Origin of the sequence: Embleya scabrispora (assembly GCF_002024165.1) — a bacterium.
GTDB lineage: Bacteria > Actinomycetota > Actinomycetes > Streptomycetales > Streptomycetaceae > Embleya > Embleya scabrispora_A.
Genome location: NZ_MWQN01000001.1, coordinates 2,081,788 through 2,102,375, shown reverse-complemented (window position 1 = coordinate 2,102,375; position 20,588 = coordinate 2,081,788). Strand labels below are relative to the sequence as shown.

Genomic DNA, 20,588 nt, shown 5'->3' with positions numbered 1-20,588 from the left:
CCATGGACAAGAAGGTTCAGGCGGGTAGCGGCAAGACCCGCTGGAAGCGATTCGGCATCGTGCTCCTGCCGGTCGCGGCGATGACCGTGGGCATGTTCGCGGGCGTCGCGAACGGTGTGGTCCCGGTGAACATCACCGTGGGCGGCGGCAACTTCAAGGTCCGCGCCGACAAGATGGAGGCGACGGACTTCTCGCAGTTCGGGGACTTCCTCAAGCGGAACAAGGGCGCCGACGTGCCGGTCGCGACCGCCGCGATCGGACACGCCGACATCACCAACCTCTGTCAGTCGGTCAAGGGGCCGTTCGGCATCGTGCTCCGGATCGAGGCCGGCGGCAAGGGCACCAAGGCCGAGGCCGACAACATGACCCTGTCGATGGACGGGCTCGACGGCGACGCGGTGTTCGAGAACATCGACATCGGCGTCGACGCGTCGACCATGGCCAAGGGCTCGGGGGGCAAGGGTCCGGCCACCATCGGCAACGGCCACCCGACGATGTTCGGCCAGCAGGCCAACAAGGCGACGTTCACCGACGTCAAGCAGTCGGCCTGGCTCGTGCAGGCGGGCCGGTTCTACCTCAAGGACCTCCACCTGGAGGTCGGCGGCGGTAGCAAGGAGTGCTTCTGACGTTCCGTCGGCTGTGGGCGCCTCGTCGCCCACAGCCGGTCAGTCGTATCGAGGCAGCATTCCAGGGAGTTGAATCGTGACCGCAGAACAGCGGCAACCCCATGCGGTCGTGCGCTGCCGGCGCGCGTTTCGGGAGTGGCGATCGGGCCGGCCGTTCTGGGCCGGACTCTTCACCATCCTGGCTGCCGGACCCATCCTGTGGGCCCCGTACGCATCCGTCAGCGCGGGTGACGTCACGGTCAGGCTGACGCAGTTCGGCGGCGTCTCGGCGCTGTTCATCGGCGCCATCCTGATCATGTGTGGAATCGCGCTCTGGTTGACCCCGGCCGCGCGGGTCTACCTCGGGATCTTCGTGATCCTCGTGTCGCTCGTGTCCTTCATCGTGGCGACGTTCGGCGGCTTCGGCGTGGGCATGCTGTTCGGCCTCGTCGGCGGCATGCTCGCGACCTCCTGGACCTACAACGAGCCCGCGGACGACGAGGACGACGAGCGCCGCGGGAACGACGACGCGGGAGACGGACACGACGGTCGCGCCGACTCCGACGACACGCTCGTCGAGGACGGTTTCCTGGCCGACGCGTTGCGCGGGAAGGCCCCCGATGCCCCGGGGGAAGCGTCGACCGGGTCGGAGACCGACCGGCCCGGTGACACGACGGCGGGGACGGCCGCTCCCAGGGTCACGCTCGCGGTGATCGTGGCCGCGATGGCCGGCGTGGTCGGGCTGGTCGGCATCGCGAGTGCGTCGCCCAGCGACCCGCTGCCCGAGAACCCGTACGCGGACGGGCCGTGCGTCTCGGCGAGTCCCACCACGTCGGCGGGTTCGGCGTCGGCCGCGCCGAGCACGTCGAGCGCGGCGCCGAGCACCAAGGCCGCCAAGTCGGCGGGTTCGACCCCCGCCGGCAAGGCGGCGCAGACGCAGTCCGCGGCGGGGCGATCCACCGCCGCGGGGAGCCCGGCGGCAGACCCGAAGGCCGGCACGTCGAAGGCGCCGGAAGGCAACGCACCGGAGGGCAACGCACCGGAAAGCAGGGAACCGGTCTTCAAACTGCCCGAGTTGAAGCTGCCGGAGCTGAAACTGCCCGAGTTGACGTTGCCCGGCCTGCCCGGGCTCGGCCTGCCCGGGATCAAGCCGCCCTCGACGGCGTCGTCCGCGCCGGCGTCGACGGCATCCGCCGCACCTCCGGCGCCGCCCGCGGCCTCGGGCGGCTCGGCTTCGGCCACGCCGCCGGCGGCGGCCAAGGCGGCGCCCTCCGCTTCGGCGTCGGGCAAGCCCTCCACCAAGCCCTCGACGACCTCGGCCAAGCCGTCGGCCACGTCGTCGTCGGCCGTGCCGAAGGACGGCAAGTCGCCCTTCCCGTGCCCGGTCCAGGGTCCCGTGAACGCCAAGAGCGGCAACGGGATCCCGCCGGTCGCGGTGGACCCCCTGGTCCTCAAGTCCAGCCTGCTGGCCATGGCCGGGCTGAACTACGAGGGCGTGGTCAAGGTCAAGACGCTCACCGGGGTCGAGGAGAACGCGCTCAAGTTCACCGTGTCCAAGGGCATCGACATCTGGAACATGTCCATGACGGTGAAGGAGGAGGGCGGCAAGGACGTCGTCATCTCGTCCGACGAGGGCAGCAAGTCCTGGATGGACGCGGACATCCCGACGACGATGTACGTGAAGTACCTCAAGGGGAACATCTTCGGGATCATCCCGATCACCTTCACGCCCGAGAGCCCGCCGCCGATCAATGTGCCGATCGTGTTCTTCACGAACGTGGAGAGTTCGATGTACGCCCAGTTGGGCGGCAAGTTGCACATCCCCGGCTACGGCCTCAACAAGGTCAACGTGAAGTAGTCGGGTCGAGTCGACACGAGCGGTCGACGCGCCGAACCACCGATGCGCCCCGGAACCCACGCGGTTCCGGGGCGCATCGGCGTGCGGGCGGGTTGCGCCCGGTGCTACGCGTCCACGTGGCGTTCGCGGAACAGGGCCAGGATGTTCTCGGTGGGCAGGCTGGGCCACAGGCTCACCCGGCCGTTGCGGCGGTCGATGATCCACTGCCCGGCGCCCACGTTGGCCATCGGGTCGGGGTCGGCGAAGATCGGCTGGACCAGCCAGCCGTACTCGAACTCGGTCATCACGAAGTCGACCGGCGCGTGCGGGCCGCCGCCGACCACGTGCCGTCGGGCCTTGTCCCGGGCCTCGCGCTCGTCGATCGGCTTCGGGGGCAGCGGCTCCCGGGCGGGCGTCAGGTTCAGGCGGGTGGGCCGCCGGCCCTCGATCAGCGCGATCAGCGCGCCGTCGAAGGTGTCGGCGACGTGCCACAGGTCGCCCCACCACAGGTACACCGCGCCGCGCGGATCCATCGCCAACCGGCCGCGTCCCAGGTCGTATTCGCCGACCGGGGTGAGCGGCCGGCCCAGCGCCGCGCCGTACGCCGCGAGCACGTCGCCCGCGTACAGCCCGACCAGCGGGTCGATCCGGAACGGCATCCGGGACATGTCCGTGCCGGGCCCGTACTGATGCACGGTCATCCCGCCGAATTCCCACAGCGCCTTGATCGCGCTCGGCGGGACCTCGATGCCGGCCGTGCCCAACGCCCGGTACCAGCGCAGCAGTTCCTCTTCCGGAATGTGGATGCCGGGCTGCCAGCCCGTGGCGGTCAGGGCTAGGGCCACGGCCTCGGGAAAACGATCGCTCATGACGCGGGCACCTCCAGGATCGTCACACCCAGATCGGCCAGCGCGGGCGCGCAGGACGAGCAGGGCGGGATCGGCCGCTCGTGCGCGGGGTCGTTCGGCTCGCGCAGCAGGATCGCGGCCAGCGCCGCGCCGCGCAGCAGATGCCGCATCCGGTCGAGCACCGCCTCGTGGTCCGGGTCGTGCACACCCTCGGCGGCCAACGACGCCTCGGCCTCGACCGCGACCTCGGACAACAACACCGCGTCGGGGCAACGCCCGTGGAACACCGAGCGCATCGCGGGCTCCGTGCGGTCCAGGAGCGCGGTCACGGCCGGGTGCAGGTCCACGAGCGTGGTGTGCGCGCTCACCGCCGTCATCGGCTCCCGGCCGGGGCGTTGCAACGCCGCACCGACGCCGGGTGGCAGCTGATTGTCGAACATCGGTCTCGTCCGTTCCCTTCGTGATGCCGCGTCAGGGACGCAGGTCGGCGGGCAGACCCGCGCCCGCGTGGTCGACGACGACCGGTCGGTAGTGGCCGCCGGCGGCCGCGGTGCGGGCGATCTCGTCGAGTTCGCCGGGCACTTGCACCAACTCGTCGGCCAGCAGCGTGCCGACGTCGTCGGCGAGCCGGGACAGCAGCGCGACGGTCGCCTCCGGGGTGTCGCCCTGTCGGGCGTAGCGGTCGTCGTTGTCCCAGTACCAGACCGAACCGGCGTCCCCACCCCGGGTTTTGAGCACCAGCGCGCCGCCCTGGACCCACGCGACGGCCAGGAAGTCGGCGGTCAACCGGTCGGTGAACCGGGCCGCCACGTCCAGCAGGTCGTACGGGTCGTACGCGCCGTAGAGGTTGAAGAACTGCTGGTCGAACACGAACCCGTGGCGCGGGTGCACCGCCGGGCGGGCCGGCGGACCGCCGCCGTTGTCGATCAGCAACGCCCGGTAGGCGTCCGGGAGTCGGTACTTGAGGTACTTGCCCTCCAGGTGCGTCAGGTCGACGTCGGTCAACTGTCGGCCGGCGTGCAGCGTGACCGGCACCCGGGCCTGCTCGACCGGGCTCCACAGGCCGGTGCGGTCCCGGTCGACCGACGTCATCGTGGCCACCCCGCCGTGGTGGCGCATCGCGTTCTTGACGTCCACCGGGATCAGGTACAGCCGGCGCGCGTGCGGCGCGTGGTGCCAGGTCCAGCCGCGCGGGGTCGCCGTCTCCACGAGGTCCCGGTAGAGCGGATCGCCGGTGCCGGTCGCCGCGAGGTTGGCCGCGAGTACGTCGGTGACCCGGGCCTCGTCGACACCGAGCCCCGGCGGGATCGGCGCGGCCTCGATCACCACCCGCGCGTACGGCAGGAAATCCGGGAATCCGTACAGGTCGACGAAGACCCCGTCGGGGTAGACCCGACTGCGCGACGTGCGGCCGAAATCGACGATCGAACCCGCGAATTCGGCGGCCGGCGAGTCGCCGGCCGCGGCACCGATATCGGTCATGGCGCGGTCCGTTCCGGATCTGCCGAATCCAGGAACGGGGAGGTCGGATCGATCTCCCACAGCTCCAGGAATTGGGCGAAGGTATCGGCCACCCGGCGGAGCAGGTGGGTCGAGATGTATTCGGGGGTGTATTCCTCGTCGGTGTCGAGGGTCGATTCGCTCCAATACCAGAGCGAGCCGCATTCGGGCTCGGTCACCTTGATCGCCACGATTCCGGTGGTGAGTCGGGTGACCGGCAGATAATCCAGAGTGAGCACGTCGCGGCAATAGCCGTGGGCGTAGAGCAGTTCGGTCTGCCGATCGCCGCCGGTGCGGTGGCCGTAGAGGTCGTCCTCCGGGTCCAGGCCACGCGGCATGAGCTGGGCGGCGACCGGGAAGTCGGCACCGTTGGTGGCGGCGAGCCAGGCCCGGTATTCGGCTGGCAGGGCGAACCCGAGTTTTTCCTCGAGTTCGCGCAGGGCTTCTTCCGAGAGGGTTCCTCGCGGCGTCAATTCGACGGTCAAGGCTGGACTCCAGGGTTGCCGGACGCGGGATCGGGGGCCATGGCGCTGGCGATACCACCGTGATGTTTCACCGCGTAGTGTACTGCGAACGGTATGAGCATCATGGTGCGTGTGCCCTCGACGTGGTGCCAGACGTATCCGGGAGCGCTGCGGCCCGGGCGGACGCCGGCCCACATCGGATCGTTTCGGAATTCCGCGTTGGCCTGGCGAATATCGAGCTTGCGCTGATCGTCGTTCGCTTCCTGGCGGGCTTCCTTGAATTTCTTGGTGCCGTCCGGGCCGGGCGGGAAATCGCTGCGCTTGGGCGGGGCGACGACGGTGTGCGGCAGGTTGATGGTGCGCACCGCGTAGGTGGTGAAGTCCGGATAGCCCTGCAGGTTGATGTAGACGCCGTCGGGGAAGTGGTTGTCCAGCGTCGGGCTCGCGAAGTGCACGATCTGGCCCGCGTATCCCGAGTTGATCGGGTAGCGCGGAGCGCCGGTCATGTCCCGGCCGCGCAGCGCCAGGTCGTTCATGCGCTGGGCCAGGTCGGGGCCGGTCAGCAGTTGTCCGTCCGTGCCGCGCAGGAGGCGGTCGAACTCGTCCCTGGCCTGGCGCTCGGCGCTGGTCAACTCGTCCGGGTTCGGGTGGTTGACCAGCGCGTCGATGCCGGCGGCGTCGAACATCCGGCGGATGGTGGCGCGGTTGAGGTTGTTGCGGGGCGGCGCGCCGGTGTCCGGGTGCGGGTTGTTCGACCGGGCGCTCTGCGGCATCTCGAACTCGGCGTCGCCGCGGTGGGTGTCCCAGGTCAGATTCGCGCGGTCGGCCATGAAGGACGGGTCGCGCGTGACGTCGAGGTCGTAGGGCGACTGGCCGCCTCGGACGTCGTCGGGCTTCGGCGGATTCGGATTCGGCGTCGTCGAAGTGGTGGGCGTGGTACCGGTGTTGGCGTTCGGCGCGGCGTTGGGGTCGAAGTTCTCGGCGGCCGGGCGGGTCGCCATGAAGTCGCCGACCTCACGCTCGATGTCGTCGCGCCGACCGTCGTGCGTGGTGGGCCGATCGCCGGTCGGACTCGCCGTGGTCGCGGGTTCGCCGAGCGGGCGCGGATTGGCCTGCATCGGCGGCGCCAGGGGCGGCGTGGTGTCGATCGGACCGGGCGGATTGGCCTGCGCGTGCCGCGGCGGCGGGGGAGCGGCCGGGGTCGGAGCGGGGCTGGGGTTGGGCCCGGATTGACCGGGCGGGGGGACATGGCTGCCGGGGGCGACGGGGCCGGTTTGGAACGGCGGCTGCTGGTTGTGCGGCGGCGTGGGGTGGACGGGGCCGGTTTGGAACGGCTGCGGGTGGTGCGGTGCCGGGTGGACCGGGCCGGGTTGGATGGGCTGTTGGTTGTGCGGCGGGGTGGGGTGTACCGGGCCCGGGTGGACCGGCTGCTGGGTGTGGGGTGCGGGGTGGACCGGGCCGGGTTGGATCGGTTGCTGGTTGTGTGGGGCTGGGTGGACCGGTGGTTGGGTGTATGGGTTGTTCTGCACCGGTTGTTGGGTGTGGGGGCCGGGCTGGTGGTACGGGCCCGGTTGTTGTTGCTGGGTGTACGGGTTGGGCTGGACCACCGGGTCGTGGGTGAACGGGGCCGGGTGTATCGGCTGTTGCTGCTGGGTGTACGGGTTCTGGTGCACCGGCGGTTGCGGTTGCGGCTGCATGTACGGGTTGGGCTGTACCGGCGGCGGTTGGTGCTGGGTGTACGGGTTCACCGGTGCTTGCTGCTGGTTGTGCGGCAGCGGCAGCGGCGGCGGGGGAGGCGGGGCGACCGGTTGGGTGACGGGCGGGGCCGTCATGGGGACCGGTCGGGCGTTCGGGTCGAGCGTGATCGCGGAGACGGTGATCGCGTTCGGGTGCGGCAGATTCATGATCTGGTTCGTCTGCGGGTCGACCCACAGGATGTCGCCGCCGACGTTGATCGCGGCCCAGGCATGCGAACTGCGCACCACCTGGACCGAACCGTCCGGCTGGACCTCGTTGCGCGGCGGCCATTCGGTGACGATGTACGAGATCGAGCCGGGCCCGGAAGCCCGCAGGGCGGCGTCGATCCGCGCGAAGGCGGCACCCGGGTTCGACGAGCCGTCCGGGTTGAGGTCGAGCCGGTTCCACGGCGCGCCGGTCTCCTGCTCCGCGCGCTGCATGCCGTTCGTCTCGCCGCCGTTCTCACCCGGCATGCGGGCCGCGGACACCTCCGGTCGGCCGAACCAGGTGTTGCCGAAGGCCAGTACGCCGTCCAGGCAGTTGATGCCTCGGCCGGGCACCTGGAAGCCGCCGTCGTTCTGCAGCCGGAACCAGCGGCCCTGGCGAGGGTCGGGGTGCACCACGGGCGTGCCGTCGGGGTGGCGAGGTACCGCGTTGTTCAACGCGCTGACGTCGCTCCAGGTGGGCGGGATCAGGCCGCCGGGCTGGTTGAACGGACGCCCGGCGGACAGCGGCGGGCGACTCGTCATCGGGCCGGCGGACGTGGGCGGCGGCGCGTGGTGCGGCATCGGCTGCGCGTACGGATTGTTCGCCACCGGGGTGTTGCCGTACGGCGTCCCGTTGTAGGGGGACGGCGTGTTGGTGTTCTGGTGGAACGGGCCGCCCTGGAACGGGGGAGCCGCCGGGCCGGGGTGGTTCGGGCCGGTGTCGATGTCCGGGCCCGGGCCGGGGAGGCCGTGCATCCGGTCGCCGAGGCTCTGGAGGGTGTTGCGGAACGGGCCGCCCGGTTGCGAGGTCGCGTCGCCGTCCCGGCCCGGGGCGGGGGTCGCATCCGGGGTCGGATCGGACGCCGGATCGGGGGTCGGCGTGGCGTCCCGATCCTGAGTGGGGTCGGTGTTCGCGTCCGGGGTGGGCGTGCCGTCGCCGTCCGGGGTGGGCTCGGTGTGCCGGTCCGGCGTCAGGTCGGGGGACGGATCCGGCGTGGTGTCCTGACGAGGGTCGGAGTCCGGGGCGACCTGGGCGGTCGGGTCGGGCTTCGCGTCGGAACGGGTGTCGGACGCGGTGTCGGGCTCCGCGTTCGGGTGCGTGTCCGGGGTGACGCCCGGGTCGGTGTCGGTTTCCGGCTTCGGTCGGGTGTCCGGGGTGACGTCGGTGGTGGTGTCCGGCTGCGCGTCCGGAGTTGGGTCCGTGGTCGGATTCTGCTCCGTGTGCGGCGACTTCGGCTGCCCGGTGGCATCCGGGGCCGGGTCGGCCGGGCGCGTGGTCGGGGACACCGACATGTCGATCGGCTGCGCGTTCGCGTCCACGGGCAGCGCCCAGACGCGGATCTGGTCCGGGTACGGCTCGGGCATGACCTCGCCCGACTGGGGGTCGACCCACAGGACGTCGCCGTCCGCGTTGACCGCGGCCCACGCGTGCGAGACCCGGCCGGTCTCGATCGTGCCGTCCGGTTGGATCCGCGGTTCGGTCGGCCTGGACGTGACGATGTACGTCAGCGCGCCCGGCCCCGCGTCGCGCAGTCGCGCCTCGATCTCGCCGTACGCGCCGGCGACGTCGGTGCCGCCGTCCGGACGTCGGCCCAGCGGCGTCCAGTTGCCGCCGATCTCGCGCTGGGCCCGCTCCGGCGCCCCGGTCTCGCCGCCGTTCTCACCCGGGATCCGCGGCGCGGCCACCTCCGGTCGGCCGAACCAGGTGTTGCCGAAGGCCAGTACGCCGTCCATGCAGTTGTTGGCCCGACCGGGCACGTCGATGCCGCCGTCGTTCTGCAGCGGGAGCCAGCCGTCGACGCGCGGATCCGGGTGCACCACGGGGGTGCCGTCGGAGGTGCGCGGGACGGCGTCGACGAGCGCCGACTGGTCGCGCGCGCTCGGCGGCATCAGGCCGCCGGTCTCGTGGAGCGGGCGGCCGTCGTTCAGCGGTGGGCGATCGGCCAGGGGACCGGCCGGATTCCGCGGCGAGTCCGGCCGGGTGGATTCCGGGCGGGAATTGCCGTACGGCGTCGAGTCGTAGGTGGTCCCGGAGTCGGAACTCGGGCGGAACGGAACGGGGTTCGGCCCGGGATCGGTGGTCGGGCCGGTGTCCGGGGCGACATTCGGCGAGGCGGCGGGGCCTCGGCCGAAGAGATTGCGGACACGGTTGCCGAATCCGTCGAGGGCGTTGCCGAACCGGCCGGCCGGAGCCGGGCTGATCGAAGCACCGCGCTGCGGGCCGACGGGCGGCAGGTGCAGCACGTTGACGCCGCCGTTCGAGCCGTCCCGCGTCGACGAGGCGTCCGGGCCCGGGCGCGGCGAGGCGTCGCCGGTGTGTGCGTCGGCCGAGGGGTCGGCGCTGAGATTGGTGCCCGGCCGCGAATCCGGCGAGGCATCCGGCCGAGCGTCCGACGTGGCCACGCGGTCCGGATCGGGCGAGCCGTCCCGGACGGGGTCGCCGGTCGGGTCCGGCCGGGTGTCCGGTGTCGTGTCGGACGCCGCGTCGGGCCGTCCCTCCGGTGTGGTGTCGCGAGTCGGGTCGGGCCGGGTGTCGGGTGTGGTGTCGCCGGTCGGGTCCGGCCGGGTGTCCGGTGTCGTGTCGGACGCCGGGTCCGGCCGTCCCTCCGGTGTGGTGTCCCCGGTCGGGTCCGGCCGGGTGTCCGGGCTCGTCTCCGGCGTTGTGTCCGGCCGGGCGTCCGAGTTCGGGTGGGTGTCCGTGGCCGGGTCCGTGTCGGGTTCGGTGTGGGTGTCCGGCCGGGGATCCGCCTTCGGGTCCGTGGCCCGTTCCGGCGTGGGGTCGGGAGCCGAGTCCGGGCGGTGGTCGGTGTGCGGTGTGGGGTCGGGGGATGTGTTCGGGCGGTCGGGAGTGGGCGAGCCCTCCGTGCGTTGACCCGGAATGCGGTTCGTGGTGTCCGGCGAGCCGCTGCTCGGCGTGCCGTGGTTCGGCGAAGTGCCTTGTACCCCGCCGGAGTTCGGGGTCCCGCCCGCAGGTCGGGTCGCCGCCGGGCCGGATGCCCCGTTGTTCGCTGCGGAGTTGCCCGTCGTGGCCGACCCCGTACCGGGATTCGTGTTCCCGGCCCCGGCGGCAGCCGTACCCGTGGCCGCGGCCGTAGTCGTCGCCGACACGTTGGTCGTGGTCGAACCCGGCCCGGAGGGCGACGGCCCGCCGGCGGACGTCGAGCCGGCCGAGGACGGCCCGGTCGCGGCCGGAGCGCCGGCCGACGCGCCGGTGGTCTGTACCCCGCCACCGCCGTGCGGCGAACCACTCGGCGAACCACCCACCGAAGGCGAGCCGTTCACGGACGGCGAGCCACCGGCGGGCGCACCGGCGGGCGCGGGAGCGCCCCCCGGCTGACCGCCGCCCGGCGGCGGAGCCTGCACGTAGGTCGTGGTGTTCTGCGACGGCCCGCCGCTGTGGGCCGGCGCGCCCTGTGCCGGCGCGGAAGGCGCCGTCGAGGCATCCACCGTGGGAGGCGGGGCCGTCGACGCGCTCTGGGTCGCGACCGGGCCGTGTGCGGGCCTGTGATCACCGCCGGAGCTGCCACCGGTGTTGCCGAAGTTTCCCGAATCCCCACCGGAGTTCCCGGAGTTGCCTCCCGAGTTCGCGGAGTCACCCCCCGAGTGCCCCCCGGAATTACCGCCCGAGCTCCCGGAGTTGTGGTGCGGCGAACCCCCACCGTGATTCCCACCGGATCCACCGTTGGACCCGTTGGACCCGTTCGATCCGTTGGACCCATTGGAGTTGTGCGACCCCCCGGAGCCGTTGGACCCGTTCGACCCCCCGGCCCCGTTCGACCCGCCCGAACTCCCCCCGTTCCCCCCACCGTTCCCCGACCCCCCACGATCCGGGTTCAGTGTCGAATCGATTCTGTTGCCGCCGACGTTCCCGCCCGCCCCCAGGTTCGGCGTGCCGATGTTCGGGACGTTGAACGCGTTCGAGACCCGATCGCCCGCCTTCGACGCCGCGTGATCGGTCGCCCCGCCCAGCCCCCCGCTCGCGAACGTCTCCCAGTTCACCGGGCCGCCGGTGGCCACCGTGCCCGCGACCTCCGCGCTCACGTTGGAGGCGAGCGAGGTGGTGACGCCCTTGATGCCGGACTCGGCGCCCTCGCCGAAGACCTTCTTGCCGAGCCCGTTCACGCCGATCGCGGCCAACCCGCCGGCCGCGCCGCCGCCCGCGGCCAGCGCGGTCTGCTTGATCGAGTAGCCGTCCTGCGAGCCCCAGGTCATGTGGATGAACTGGGAGATGATGTCGTCGCGCACCTCGGACAGTGCCTCGAGGGCGACGTTCTTGAGCAGTCGGCGCACCATCGACGCCTCGATCCGGCCCAGCATGCGCCGCAGCACCTGCATGAACGAGAACCGCAGTGCGGCGGTCGAGGCCGCCGCGGTACCGGCGGTGATGCCGAGGGTGATCGGGGCGGCCGCGATCTGGGCCAGGATCGCCGCACCCTGGATGGTGGCCATCGTGACGAACTCGATCTTGGTGGCGTAGATCGTGTCACTCGTGTCGTCCGCGGCGCCGCCGAGTGCCTTGGACGCCGCCTCCAGGGCCGGGAAGAACGCCTTCTCGCCCTTGCTCAGCTTGTCCCACATCCGAAGGAAGGCTTCCATGCCCTTGCCCTCGTTGGCGGCGTTGAGCTTGTTCACCGCCGCGGCGAGGTCCCCCGCGACCTTGCCGAGTTCGGTCGCGGCGTGCTCCCACGCCTTGCCCAGGGCCTCGCACTTGTCCTCGTCGCCCTCCGGCCAGTCGACGCCGACGAGCAGTTCGAGGACCTTCTCGACGATCTCCCCCGCTTCGACCGCCATCAGGCCTTGCCACCGAAGCTCTCGCGGTTGTGGTCCTCGGTCTTTTGATAGTTGCCGGCGGACGTGTCGAGACCCTTGCCGATCTCCCCGAGACCCTTGGCGAGCGCTTCGAGCGCTTCGAGCACCTTGTCCCGGGCGGGCTTGTACGACTTGGCGAAGCCGTTGCCGAGGTCGTCGTCTCCCCAGCACTCGCCCAGACCCTCGATGGACGTCTTGAGCGTCGTCCGGATCTCGGCCACGCGGCGTCCCGCGTCGGTGAAAGCCTTACCCGCCGTCTTGAAGTCCGAGGGAAGGGCCTTGTACCCCGTACCCGCGTCCGCCGTCATGTGAGAACACCCCCGTGTTCCGTGTCTCTCTGGCTGTCGCATCGACCCCGGCAGGTTCCGGAGGGACGTCTTCCGGGGGCATGAAGGCACGACACTAATTCACGATTCGCCGGAGTGTCACGTTTCCGAGGCCCGCCGACGAGCCGACCGGGAGCCGACGTCGACCATGCGACGTCGGCTCCCGGAGGGGTCTTCGACCTCTATTCGGGGACGAACCAGACGGCGGCCAGAGGCGGCAGCGTCATCGACGCGGAGGCCGGCCGGCCGTGCCACGCCACGTCCTCGGCCCGAACCTCGCCCTGGTTGCCGACGTTCGCGCCGCCATAGCCGGCCGCGTCGGTGTTCAACACCTCACGCCACCGGCCCGCGTGCGGCAGCCCGACCCGGAAGTCCTCCCGAACCACCGGGGAGAAGTTGCACACGCACACCAGCTGTTCGCCGGCCGCGCCGTGCCGGACGAACGACAACACATTGGACGCCGCGTCGCCGCCGTCGATCCAGGAAAAGCCCTCCGGGCGGGTGTCCTGGGTCCACAGCGCCGGCCGTGCCCGATAGATCGAGTTCAGGTCGCGGACCAACTCCCGGATGCCCTGGTGCTCGGCGTGGTCCAGCAGCCACCAGTCCAGGCCGCGCGCCTCGGACCACTCCGCGCCGTGGCCGAACTCCGAGCCCATGAACAACAACTGCTTGCCCGGGTGGGCCCACATGAAGGCGAGGTAGGCGCGCACGTTGGCCATCTGCTGCCAGCGGTCGCCCGGCATCTTGTCCACCATGGAGCGTTTGCCGTGCACGACCTCGTCGTGGCTGATCGGCAGGATGTAGTTCTCGCTCCACGCGTACATCAGCGAGAAGGTGATCTCGTTGTGGTGGTGCTGCCGGTGGATCGGCTCCTTCTGGATGTATTCCAGCGAGTCGTGCATCCAGCCCATGTTCCACTTGAAGCCGAAGCCGAGGCCGCCGCTCTCGGTGGCGCGGGTCACCCCGTCCCACGCGGTGGACTCCTCGGCGATGGTGAGCACGCCGGGCACCCGCCGGTACAGCGTCGCGTTCATCTCCTGGAGGAAGGCCACGGCGTCCAGGTTCTCCCGGCCGCCGTGCTGGTTGGGCGCCCACTGGCCGTGCTCGCGCGAGTAGTCCAGATAGAGCATCGAGGCGACCGCGTCCACCCGCAGCCCGTCGATGTGGAACTCCTCGCACCAGTAGACCGCGTTGGCCACGAGGAAGTTGCGCACCTCGTGCCGACCGTAGTCGAAGACCAGGGTGCCCCAGTCGGGGTGCTCGCCCCGGCGCGGATCCGGGTGCTCGTACAGCGCGGTCCCGTCGAACCGGGCCAGCGCCCACGCGTCCTTGGGGAAGTGCGCCGGCACCCAGTCCACCAGGACCCCGATCCCGGCCCGGTGCAGCGCGTCCACGAGGTGCCGGAACTCGTCGGGATTGCCGAACCGGGAGGTGGGCGCGTAATACGAGGACACCTGGTAGCCCCACGATGGGCCGTACGGGTGTTCCGCCACCGGCAGCAGCTCCACATGGGTGAAGCCCATCTCGGTGACGTAGGCCGGCAACTGCTCGGCCAGTTGGAGATAGCTCAGGCCCGGCCGCCACGAGCCGAGGTGGATCTCGTACACGCTCATCGGCGCGGTGTGGTGGACCGTCTCGGCCCGCTTCTCCAACCACTCCTTGTCCGACCACGTGTAGGTCGGGGTGTGCACCACCGACGCGGTGGACGGCGGCAACTCGGTGGCGAAGGCCAGCGGGTCGGCCTTCTGCCGGGAGACCCCGTCCCGGCCCAGGATCTCGTACTTGTACTTGGTGCCGTCGCCGACATCGGGCACGAACAGCTCCCACACCCCGGAGGAGCCCAGCGATCGCATCGGGTGCGCGATGCCGTCCCAGTAGTTGAAGTCGCCGACCACCCGCACCCCGCGCGCGTTCGGCGCCCAGACCGCGAACGAGGTGCCGGTGACCGGGCCGTTGGCGGTCTCGTAGGAGCGCACGTGCGCGCCGAGCACGTCCCACAGCCGCTCGTGCCGGCCCTCGGCGATCAGGTGTATGTCCAACTCGCCCAGGGTGGGCAGGAAGCGGTACGGGTCGTCGGTGTGCAGCTCGGTGCCGTCGTAGCGGATCTCGAGCCGGTAGTCGGGCACCTCGGTGCCGGGCAGCAGGCCGGTGAACAGCCCCTCCGCCTCGTGGGTGAGCGGCACCCGGTGCTCGCCGGTGACCACGACGACCTCACGGGCCCACGGCCGCAGCACCCGCACCACCACGCCGTCCACGCCGGGCACCCGCGGATGCGGGCCGAGCAGCCCGTGTGGATCGTGATGGCCGCCGTCCACCAGACGGCGCAACTCGTCGGCGGCCAACGGTGGCACCCCGGGCCGGCCGGCCGGCCGGGGGCGGGCACGCCCGGCCGAACGCTTGGCAGGACGGCCGGCGACCCCGCCGTCCTCGGTTGACGCGCTGTCCTGACGGGCCGTCACGGATAGGACCTCCTGGGACGTTGGTACGGAACGGGAATCGACGATGCGTCAGTGCGGCAACGGCGCACGTTCGGCCAGGCGCCGGATCGCCGACATCGGCACCGGCAACCACGAGGGCCGGTTGCCCGACTCGTACATGACCTCGTAGACGGCCTTGTCGGTCTCGAAGGCCCGCAACAGCACGGGTTCGGAGTGCGGGTCGAACGAGCCCGCGTCGGCGTACCCCGCACAGAAGGCTTCCCGATTGCGGGTGGCCCATTCCTCCGCGCGGCGCACCAGGTGCGGCGCGGGCGTCCCGCGCCCCCAGAATCCGCCGCCGCCGGCCAGCAGATGCCGGGCCGCGTAGTCGAACGAGCGCAACATCGCCGCGATGTCGCGCAGCGGCGAGTGCAACGAGCGCCGTTCGCGCAGCGGCCGGGCCGGCTCGCCCTCGAAGTCGAGCAGCACCCACCGGGTGGCGGTACGCATCACCTGGCCGAGGTGGAAGTCGCCGTGGATGCGCTGGAGCGGCACGGGGTGCCCGTCCCGGCCCAGCGTGCGCAGATCCCGGTACGCCTCGCGCAGCCGATCGGTGAACGGGGCCAGCTCCGGCACCGCCTCCGCCGCCGCGTGCAACCGGCGCTCCATGTCGTCGGCGATCGCGGTCAGCTCCGGCTCGCCCGCCACCGTGGTGGGCAACGAGCGGGCCAGGTCGGCGTGTACCTCGGCGGTCGCCGCGCCCAGCCGGAACGACTCGCCGGCGAAGTCGCCGCCGGTCTCGTGCGCGTGCGGCCCGGCGCCGCGCACCTCCTGGCCCGCGTACAGGTCGCGCACCGAGGTCTTGGCCAGCTCCCAGCCGTCGGTCCCGGTGCGCAGATACTCCTGGAGCATGCCCAGCGTGGTCGGCTCGCCGTCCGCGTCCGGGAAGGGCATGTCGAACCAGGCGATCGGCGCGGGGATCCGGCGCGAGCCCGCGCCGGCGAGGGCCAGCGAGACCTCCAGGTCCGGATTGACCCCGGGTACCACCCGGCGGAACAGCTTCAGGATCACGTCGTCGCCGAAGATGATCGACGTGTTGGACTGCTCGGCGCCGATCACCAGGCCGACGTGCTCGGGATCGGGGGCCTGGGCACCGGGACGATGGAAGGCCAGGGGGCCGACGGTGTCCGCCGCGACGAACCGTTCCGGCAACCACCGGGTCAGCTCCGCGTCGTGCACACCGTCGTAGAGGCTGCTGCCGTTGGGCAAGCGGCCGATCAGGGCGTGCGTGAGCCGGTCCGGCAGACCGGCGCGCACGCCGAGGAGGAGTTGGTAGTGCTCGGGTGCGCCACCGTGGTCGACCCGCAGCAGCATGTGGTGCAGCGCGGGATCGCCGGAGACCACTTCGAGACTGTGGACCACGCCGACCCCACGAAGAGGCCGGCCCTTGCCGGCGAACCATCTCTGCTGCGGCAGCCAGTCGCGCAGCAGAGCGATCACGGCGGAGGCAGTCGGATCGTGGGGTCGGGTGGAATCCGTCACAGCGTCATTTCTCCACGGGTGAGGCGGAACCAATAGAAACCGTGCCCCGCGAGGGTGAGCAGATACGGCAGCTCGCCGATCGCGGGAAACGTCACCCCCCCGAGCAGCTCGACCGGTTCATACGTCTCGAACTGCCGCAGATCCAGCTCGGTCGGCTGGGCGAAGCGCGAGAAGTTGTGAACACACAGCACGATGTCGTCCTCGAATTCGCGCAGGAACGCCAGCACGCTGGGATTGGACGAGGTCAGCTCGTTGTACACACCGAGCCCGAAGGCCGGGTTCTGCTTGCGCACCTCGATCATCCGGCGGGTCCAGTGCAGCAGCGACGAGGCGTTGGACATCTGCGCCTCGACGTTGGTGACCTGATAGCCGTAGACCGGGTCCATGATGTTCGGCAGGTACAGCCGACCCGGATCGCACGTGGAGAAGCCCGCGTTGCGGTCCGGCGTCCACTGCATCGGCGTGCGCACCCCGTCGCGGTCGCCGAGCCAGATGTTGTCCCCCATGCCGATCTCGTCGCCGTAGTACAGGACGGGCGAGCCCGGCAGTGACAGCAGCAGTGCCGTGAACAGTTCGATCTGGTTGCGGTCGTTGTCGAGCAGCGGCGCGAGCCGGCGGCGGATGCCCACGTTGGCCCGCATGCGCGGGTCCTTCGCGTACTCCTTGTACATGTAGTCGCGTTCCTCGTCCGTGACCATTTCGAGGGTCAGCTCGTCGTGGTTGCGGAGGAAGATGCCCCACTGGCAGTTGTCCGGGATGGACGGCGTGCCGGCCAGGATCTCCGAGACGGGGTAGCGCGACTCGCGGCGCACCGCCATGAAGATGCGCGGCATCACCGGGAAGTGGAACGCCATGTGGCACTCGTCGCCGTCGCCGAAGTAGTCCACCACGTCCTCGGGCCACTGGTTGGCCTCGGCCAGGAGCACGGTGTCCGGATACTTGTCGTCGATCTCCTTGCGTACCCGCTTGAGGAATTCGTGGGTGGCGGGCAGGTTCTCGCAGTTGGTGCCCTCCTGCGCGAACAGGTAGGGCACCGCGTCGAGGCGGAAGCCGTCGATGCCCAGGTCCAGCCAGAAGCGCAGGCCGGCCAGCATCTCCTCCTGCACGCGCGGGTTCTCGTAGTTGAGATCCGGCTGGTGGCCGAAGAAGCGGTGGAAGAAGTACTGCTTGCGCACCGGGTCGTAGGTCCAGTTGGACGACTCGGTGTCGACGAAGATGATCCGCGCGTCGCCGTAGGCCTTGTCGTCGTCGGCCCACATGTAGTAATCGCCGTACGGCCCGTCCGGGTTGTTCCGCGACTCCTGGAACCACATGTGCTGATCGCTCGTGTGGTTCATCACGAAGTCGATCACCACCCGCATGCCGCGCTTGTGCGCCGAGTCGACGAACTCGACGAAGTCGGCGAGGTCGCCGAACTCGGGCAGCACGGCCGTGTAGTCGGCCACGTCGTAGCCGCCGTCGCGCAGCGGCGAGGCGAAGAACGGCGGCAGCCACAGGCAGTCGACGCCCAGCCACTGGAGGTAGTCCAGCTTCTGGGTCAGTCCCTTGAGGTCGCCGACCCCGTCCCCGTTGCTGTCCTGGAAGGACCGGACCAGGACCTCGTAGAAGACGGCTCGCTTGAACCACAGGGGATCGCGATCCCGCGACGGGGTGTCGTCGAAGGTGTCGCGGACGGGTTCGTTGACGATCACGGGCTGTTCCTCCGGACCGAGAAGAGATGCGCGGGCTCGTGCGCGGGATCGAGACGCACGTAGTTGTGCCGACCCCAGCGGTAACCGGCTCCGGTGAATTCGTCGTGCACCGCGAAGGTGTCCTGCCAGTCCAGGCCGAGGGCGGGCAGGTCCAGGTGGACCGTCGCCTCGTGGGTGTGGTGCGGATCGAGGTTCACCACGACCAGGACCAGGTCGTCGACGTCACCCACCCGGGTGCGCTTGGAGAAGGCCATGACCGCATCGTCGTCCACGTGATGGAACGTCAGGTTTCGTAGACGTTGCAGGCTCGGGTGCCGGCGGCGCACGCGGTTGAGCGTGGTGATGTACGGCGCCAGCGAGCGCCCTTCGCGTTCGGCGCCGGCCCAGTCGCGCGGGCGCAGTTGATACTTCTCCGAGTCGTGGTACTCCTCGCTGCCCGCCTTGACGGCGACGTGCTCGTACAGCTCGAAACCCGCGTAGACGCCCCACGTGGGGGAGAGCGTGGCGGCGAGCAGGGCGCGGACCTTGAACGCGGCCGGACCGCCGTACTGCAGATAGGCGTGCAGGATGTCGGGCGTGTTCACGAAGAAGTTGGGCCGCATGTAGGCGGACGCCTCACCGGTGGTCAACTCGGTCAGGTATTCCTGAAGCTCGTCCTTGCCGTTGCGCCAGGTGAAGTACGTGTACGACTGCTGGAAGCCGACCTTGGCCAGGGTGCGCATCATCGCCGGTCGGGTGAACGCCTCGGCCAGGAACAGCACGTCGGGATCGCTCGCGTTGATCGTGGCGATCACCTGCTCCCAGAACATCACCGGCTTGGTGTGCGGGTTGTCCACCCGGAAGATCCGCACGCCGTGCGCCATCCAGTGCCGCAACACCCGCAGCGTCTCCTCGACCAGACCGTCGTAGTCGGTGTCGAAGTCGATCGGGTAGATGTCCTGGTACTTCTTCGGCGGGTTCTCCGCGAAGGCGATGGTTCCGTCGGCGCGGTGCCGGAACCACTCGGGGTGCTTCTCCACCCACGGGTGGTCGGGGGAGACCTGGAGCGCGAAGTCGAGGGCGACCTCCATCCGCAACTCGCGGGCCCGGGCCACGAACGCGTCGAAGTCCTCGATCGTGCCCAGGTCCGGGTGGATCGCATCGTGCCCGCCCTCGGGCGAGCCGATGCCCCACGGCGAGCCGGGATCGTGCTCGCCGGCCACGAGGGTGTTGTTGGGGCCCTTGCGGAAGGCGGTGCCGATCGGGTGGATCGGCGGCAGGTACACCACGTCGAAGCCCATCGCCGCGACCTGCGGCAGCCGGTCCATCGCGGTGCGGAAGGTGCCGCTGCGCGGGGGGCGGACGCCGGTGGGGTCCACCACCGCGCCCTCGGAACGGGGGAAGAACTCGTACCAGGCGCCGTACAGCGCGCGTTCGCGCTCGACCCGCAGCGGATAGCGGGCCGAGGAGGTGACCAACTCGCGCAGCGGATGCCGGGCCAGCACCTCGTCCAGGTCGGCCGAGCGCGCGGCGGCCAGCCGTTCGGCGGGTGTGCGCGTCTCGTCCCGCAGCGCGTCCACCGCGGCCAGCACGACCGCCCGCCGGCCGTCCTTCTTCGGCACCCCGGCGGCGGCCCGCTCCAGGAGTTGCGCGCCCTCCTCCAGGACGAGTCCGACCTCCAGACCCGCCGGGATCTTGATCCCGGCGGCGTGTCGCCAGGTCGCGATCGGGTCGCCCCACGCCTCGACCGCGTAGGACCACAGCCCCTCGGCGGTCGGGGTGATCGTCGCGTGCATCCGGTCGGTTCCGGGGGTGCCCGGCACCATCGGGGTGAGCGCGCCGGCCCGGCCGCGCGGGTCGCGCAACACGACGCCCGCGGCCACCGCGTCGTGGCCCTCGCGGAAGACCGTGGCGCCGACGGAGAACGTCTCACCCGGGATCGCGCGCACCGGGCGGGTGCCGCCGTCGACCACGGGTTCGACGTCGATGATCGGGATCCGCCCGATCCGCGGCGCGGTCGGCTTGGCAGGCTTGGTCGATCTGCCGGTGCGTCCGGCGCCCGCGGTGCCGGCGGCGCCGCCGCGGTCCCTGCCGTCCTTGCCGCCGGAGGTGTTGCCCTCGGCGTTCGCGGCGCCCTCGGTCCGCCCGGATTTCCCGGCGCGCGCCGGGAACTTCGCGGTGGTCGACGTCGCGGTGGTGTCGGCCGGCGCGGCTGCGGCCCGTGCGGCCCGCGACCTTCCGGCGGTCGTCTTCCGTGCCGCGGCCTCGTCGGCCGCGACCTGCCCCGCCCGGGGTGCGCGAGCGCCCCCGGGGTCCTTCCCAGCCGAACTGGTCATGCCGAACTCCTGTACCCACGGACGGGCGTTTCGTGCGCGTCGCGCGCGATGCATCCCGTACGGAAACCCACTCGATACCCCGATTGCCGGACCCGGGAGTGGCGACGAACCGACCCGGCGGCGACCGGTGGGATCGCTCGGGTCCACCTCTCACCGCTGCGCGGCGGCCATTGCTCGTGACGCGACCACCAGGCGGGGACCGGGTGGGGCCCGGCCCGCGACCGTGGACGGTGGATGTCTGGTGTGTCCGCGGTACGGCGGGACGGAAGGACCCGGCTGTTCAACGATCGT

12 protein-coding genes are annotated in these 20,588 nt (G+C 71.0%); 2 read left to right on the top strand and 10 right to left on the bottom strand.

The features are described 5' to 3' along the window. The first annotated feature begins 2 nt into the window (after window positions 1-2). Entirely contained in the window at window positions 3-626 is a 624-nt protein-coding gene (locus B4N89_RS09085) for a DUF6230 family protein (RefSeq protein WP_078975388.1), read from the top strand. Window positions 627-702: 76 nt separating this feature from the next. Further along, a complete protein-coding gene (locus tag B4N89_RS49695; RefSeq protein ID WP_078975387.1) occupies window positions 703-2,463 on the top strand; it encodes a DUF6114 domain-containing protein in 1,761 nt (586 codons plus the stop codon). 104 nt (window positions 2,464-2,567) lie between these two features. Here the strand turns inward: B4N89_RS49695 and B4N89_RS09075 are convergent, their stop codons facing one another. From B4N89_RS09075 to B4N89_RS09030, 10 genes are all read right to left on the bottom strand, one after another. Beyond that, window positions 2,568-3,311, bottom strand: a complete 744-nt coding sequence (locus B4N89_RS09075) for an SUKH-3 domain-containing protein (protein ID WP_078975386.1) — start codon at window positions 3,309-3,311, stop codon at window positions 2,568-2,570. Further along, window positions 3,308-3,730, bottom strand: coding sequence for a YwqJ-related putative deaminase (locus tag B4N89_RS09070; RefSeq protein WP_078975385.1), 423 nt, complete (start codon window positions 3,728-3,730; stop codon window positions 3,308-3,310). Before B4N89_RS09070 ends, B4N89_RS09075 begins: the two co-directional genes overlap by 4 nt. A 31-nt stretch (window positions 3,731-3,761) precedes the next feature. Then, on the bottom strand, window positions 3,762-4,772 hold the full coding sequence (locus tag B4N89_RS09065) for an SMI1/KNR4 family protein (protein ID WP_078975384.1): 1,011 nt from the start codon (window positions 4,770-4,772) through the stop codon (window positions 3,762-3,764). Continuing rightward, a complete protein-coding gene (locus B4N89_RS09060; protein ID WP_161500673.1) occupies window positions 4,769-5,275 on the bottom strand; it encodes an SMI1/KNR4 family protein in 507 nt (168 codons plus the stop codon). The genes B4N89_RS09065 and B4N89_RS09060 overlap by 4 nt, the downstream gene beginning before the upstream one ends. After that, a complete protein-coding gene (locus tag B4N89_RS09055; RefSeq protein WP_078975382.1) occupies window positions 5,272-11,988 on the bottom strand; it encodes a toxin glutamine deamidase domain-containing protein in 6,717 nt (2,238 codons plus the stop codon). Before B4N89_RS09055 ends, B4N89_RS09060 begins: the two co-directional genes overlap by 4 nt. Next, window positions 11,988-12,314, bottom strand: coding sequence for a WXG100 family type VII secretion target (locus tag B4N89_RS09050; RefSeq protein ID WP_078975381.1), 327 nt, complete (start codon window positions 12,312-12,314; stop codon window positions 11,988-11,990). The genes B4N89_RS09055 and B4N89_RS09050 overlap by 1 nt, the downstream gene beginning before the upstream one ends. A 200-nt stretch (window positions 12,315-12,514) precedes the next feature. Continuing rightward, on the bottom strand, window positions 12,515-14,791 hold the full coding sequence (glgB, locus tag B4N89_RS09045) for a 1,4-alpha-glucan branching protein GlgB (protein ID WP_078975380.1): 2,277 nt from the start codon (window positions 14,789-14,791) through the stop codon (window positions 12,515-12,517). A 48-nt stretch (window positions 14,792-14,839) separates the two neighbouring features. Next, window positions 14,840-16,291, bottom strand: a complete 1,452-nt coding sequence (locus B4N89_RS09040) for a maltokinase N-terminal cap-like domain-containing protein (RefSeq protein ID WP_078975379.1) — start codon at window positions 16,289-16,291, stop codon at window positions 14,840-14,842. After that, on the bottom strand, window positions 16,288-17,982 hold the full coding sequence (treS, locus tag B4N89_RS09035; RefSeq protein WP_078975378.1) for a maltose alpha-D-glucosyltransferase: 1,695 nt from the start codon (window positions 17,980-17,982) through the stop codon (window positions 16,288-16,290). Before treS ends, B4N89_RS09040 begins: the two co-directional genes overlap by 4 nt. Then, window positions 17,979-20,297 (bottom strand): alpha-1,4-glucan--maltose-1-phosphate maltosyltransferase, encoded by a 2,319-nt coding sequence (locus tag B4N89_RS09030; protein ID WP_201260818.1) that lies wholly within the window; start codon window positions 20,295-20,297, stop codon window positions 17,979-17,981. The genes treS and B4N89_RS09030 overlap by 4 nt, the downstream gene beginning before the upstream one ends. Between the last annotated feature and the right edge of the window lie 291 nt (window positions 20,298-20,588).

What these genes read in the sequence shown, in the direction of transcription:
- B4N89_RS09085 (WP_078975388.1), top strand. Translation starts at nt 3, where the DNA reads ATGGACAAGAAGGTTCAGGCGGGTAGCGGCAAGACCCGCTGGAAGCGA.
- B4N89_RS09075 (WP_078975386.1), bottom strand. Translation starts at nt 3,311, where the DNA reads ATGAGCGATCGTTTTCCCGAGGCCGTGGCCCTAGCCCTGACCGCCACG.
- B4N89_RS09070 (WP_078975385.1), bottom strand. Translation starts at nt 3,730, where the DNA reads ATGTTCGACAATCAGCTGCCACCCGGCGTCGGTGCGGCGTTGCAACGC.
- B4N89_RS09065 (WP_078975384.1), bottom strand. Translation starts at nt 4,772, where the DNA reads ATGACCGATATCGGTGCCGCGGCCGGCGACTCGCCGGCCGCCGAATTC.
- B4N89_RS09055 (WP_078975382.1), bottom strand. Translation starts at nt 11,988, where the DNA reads ATGGCGGTCGAAGCGGGGGAGATCGTCGAGAAGGTCCTCGAACTGCTC.
- B4N89_RS09050 (WP_078975381.1), bottom strand. Translation starts at nt 12,314, where the DNA reads ATGACGGCGGACGCGGGTACGGGGTACAAGGCCCTTCCCTCGGACTTC.
- B4N89_RS09030 (WP_201260818.1), bottom strand. Translation starts at nt 20,297, where the DNA reads ATGACCAGTTCGGCTGGGAAGGACCCCGGGGGCGCTCGCGCACCCCGG.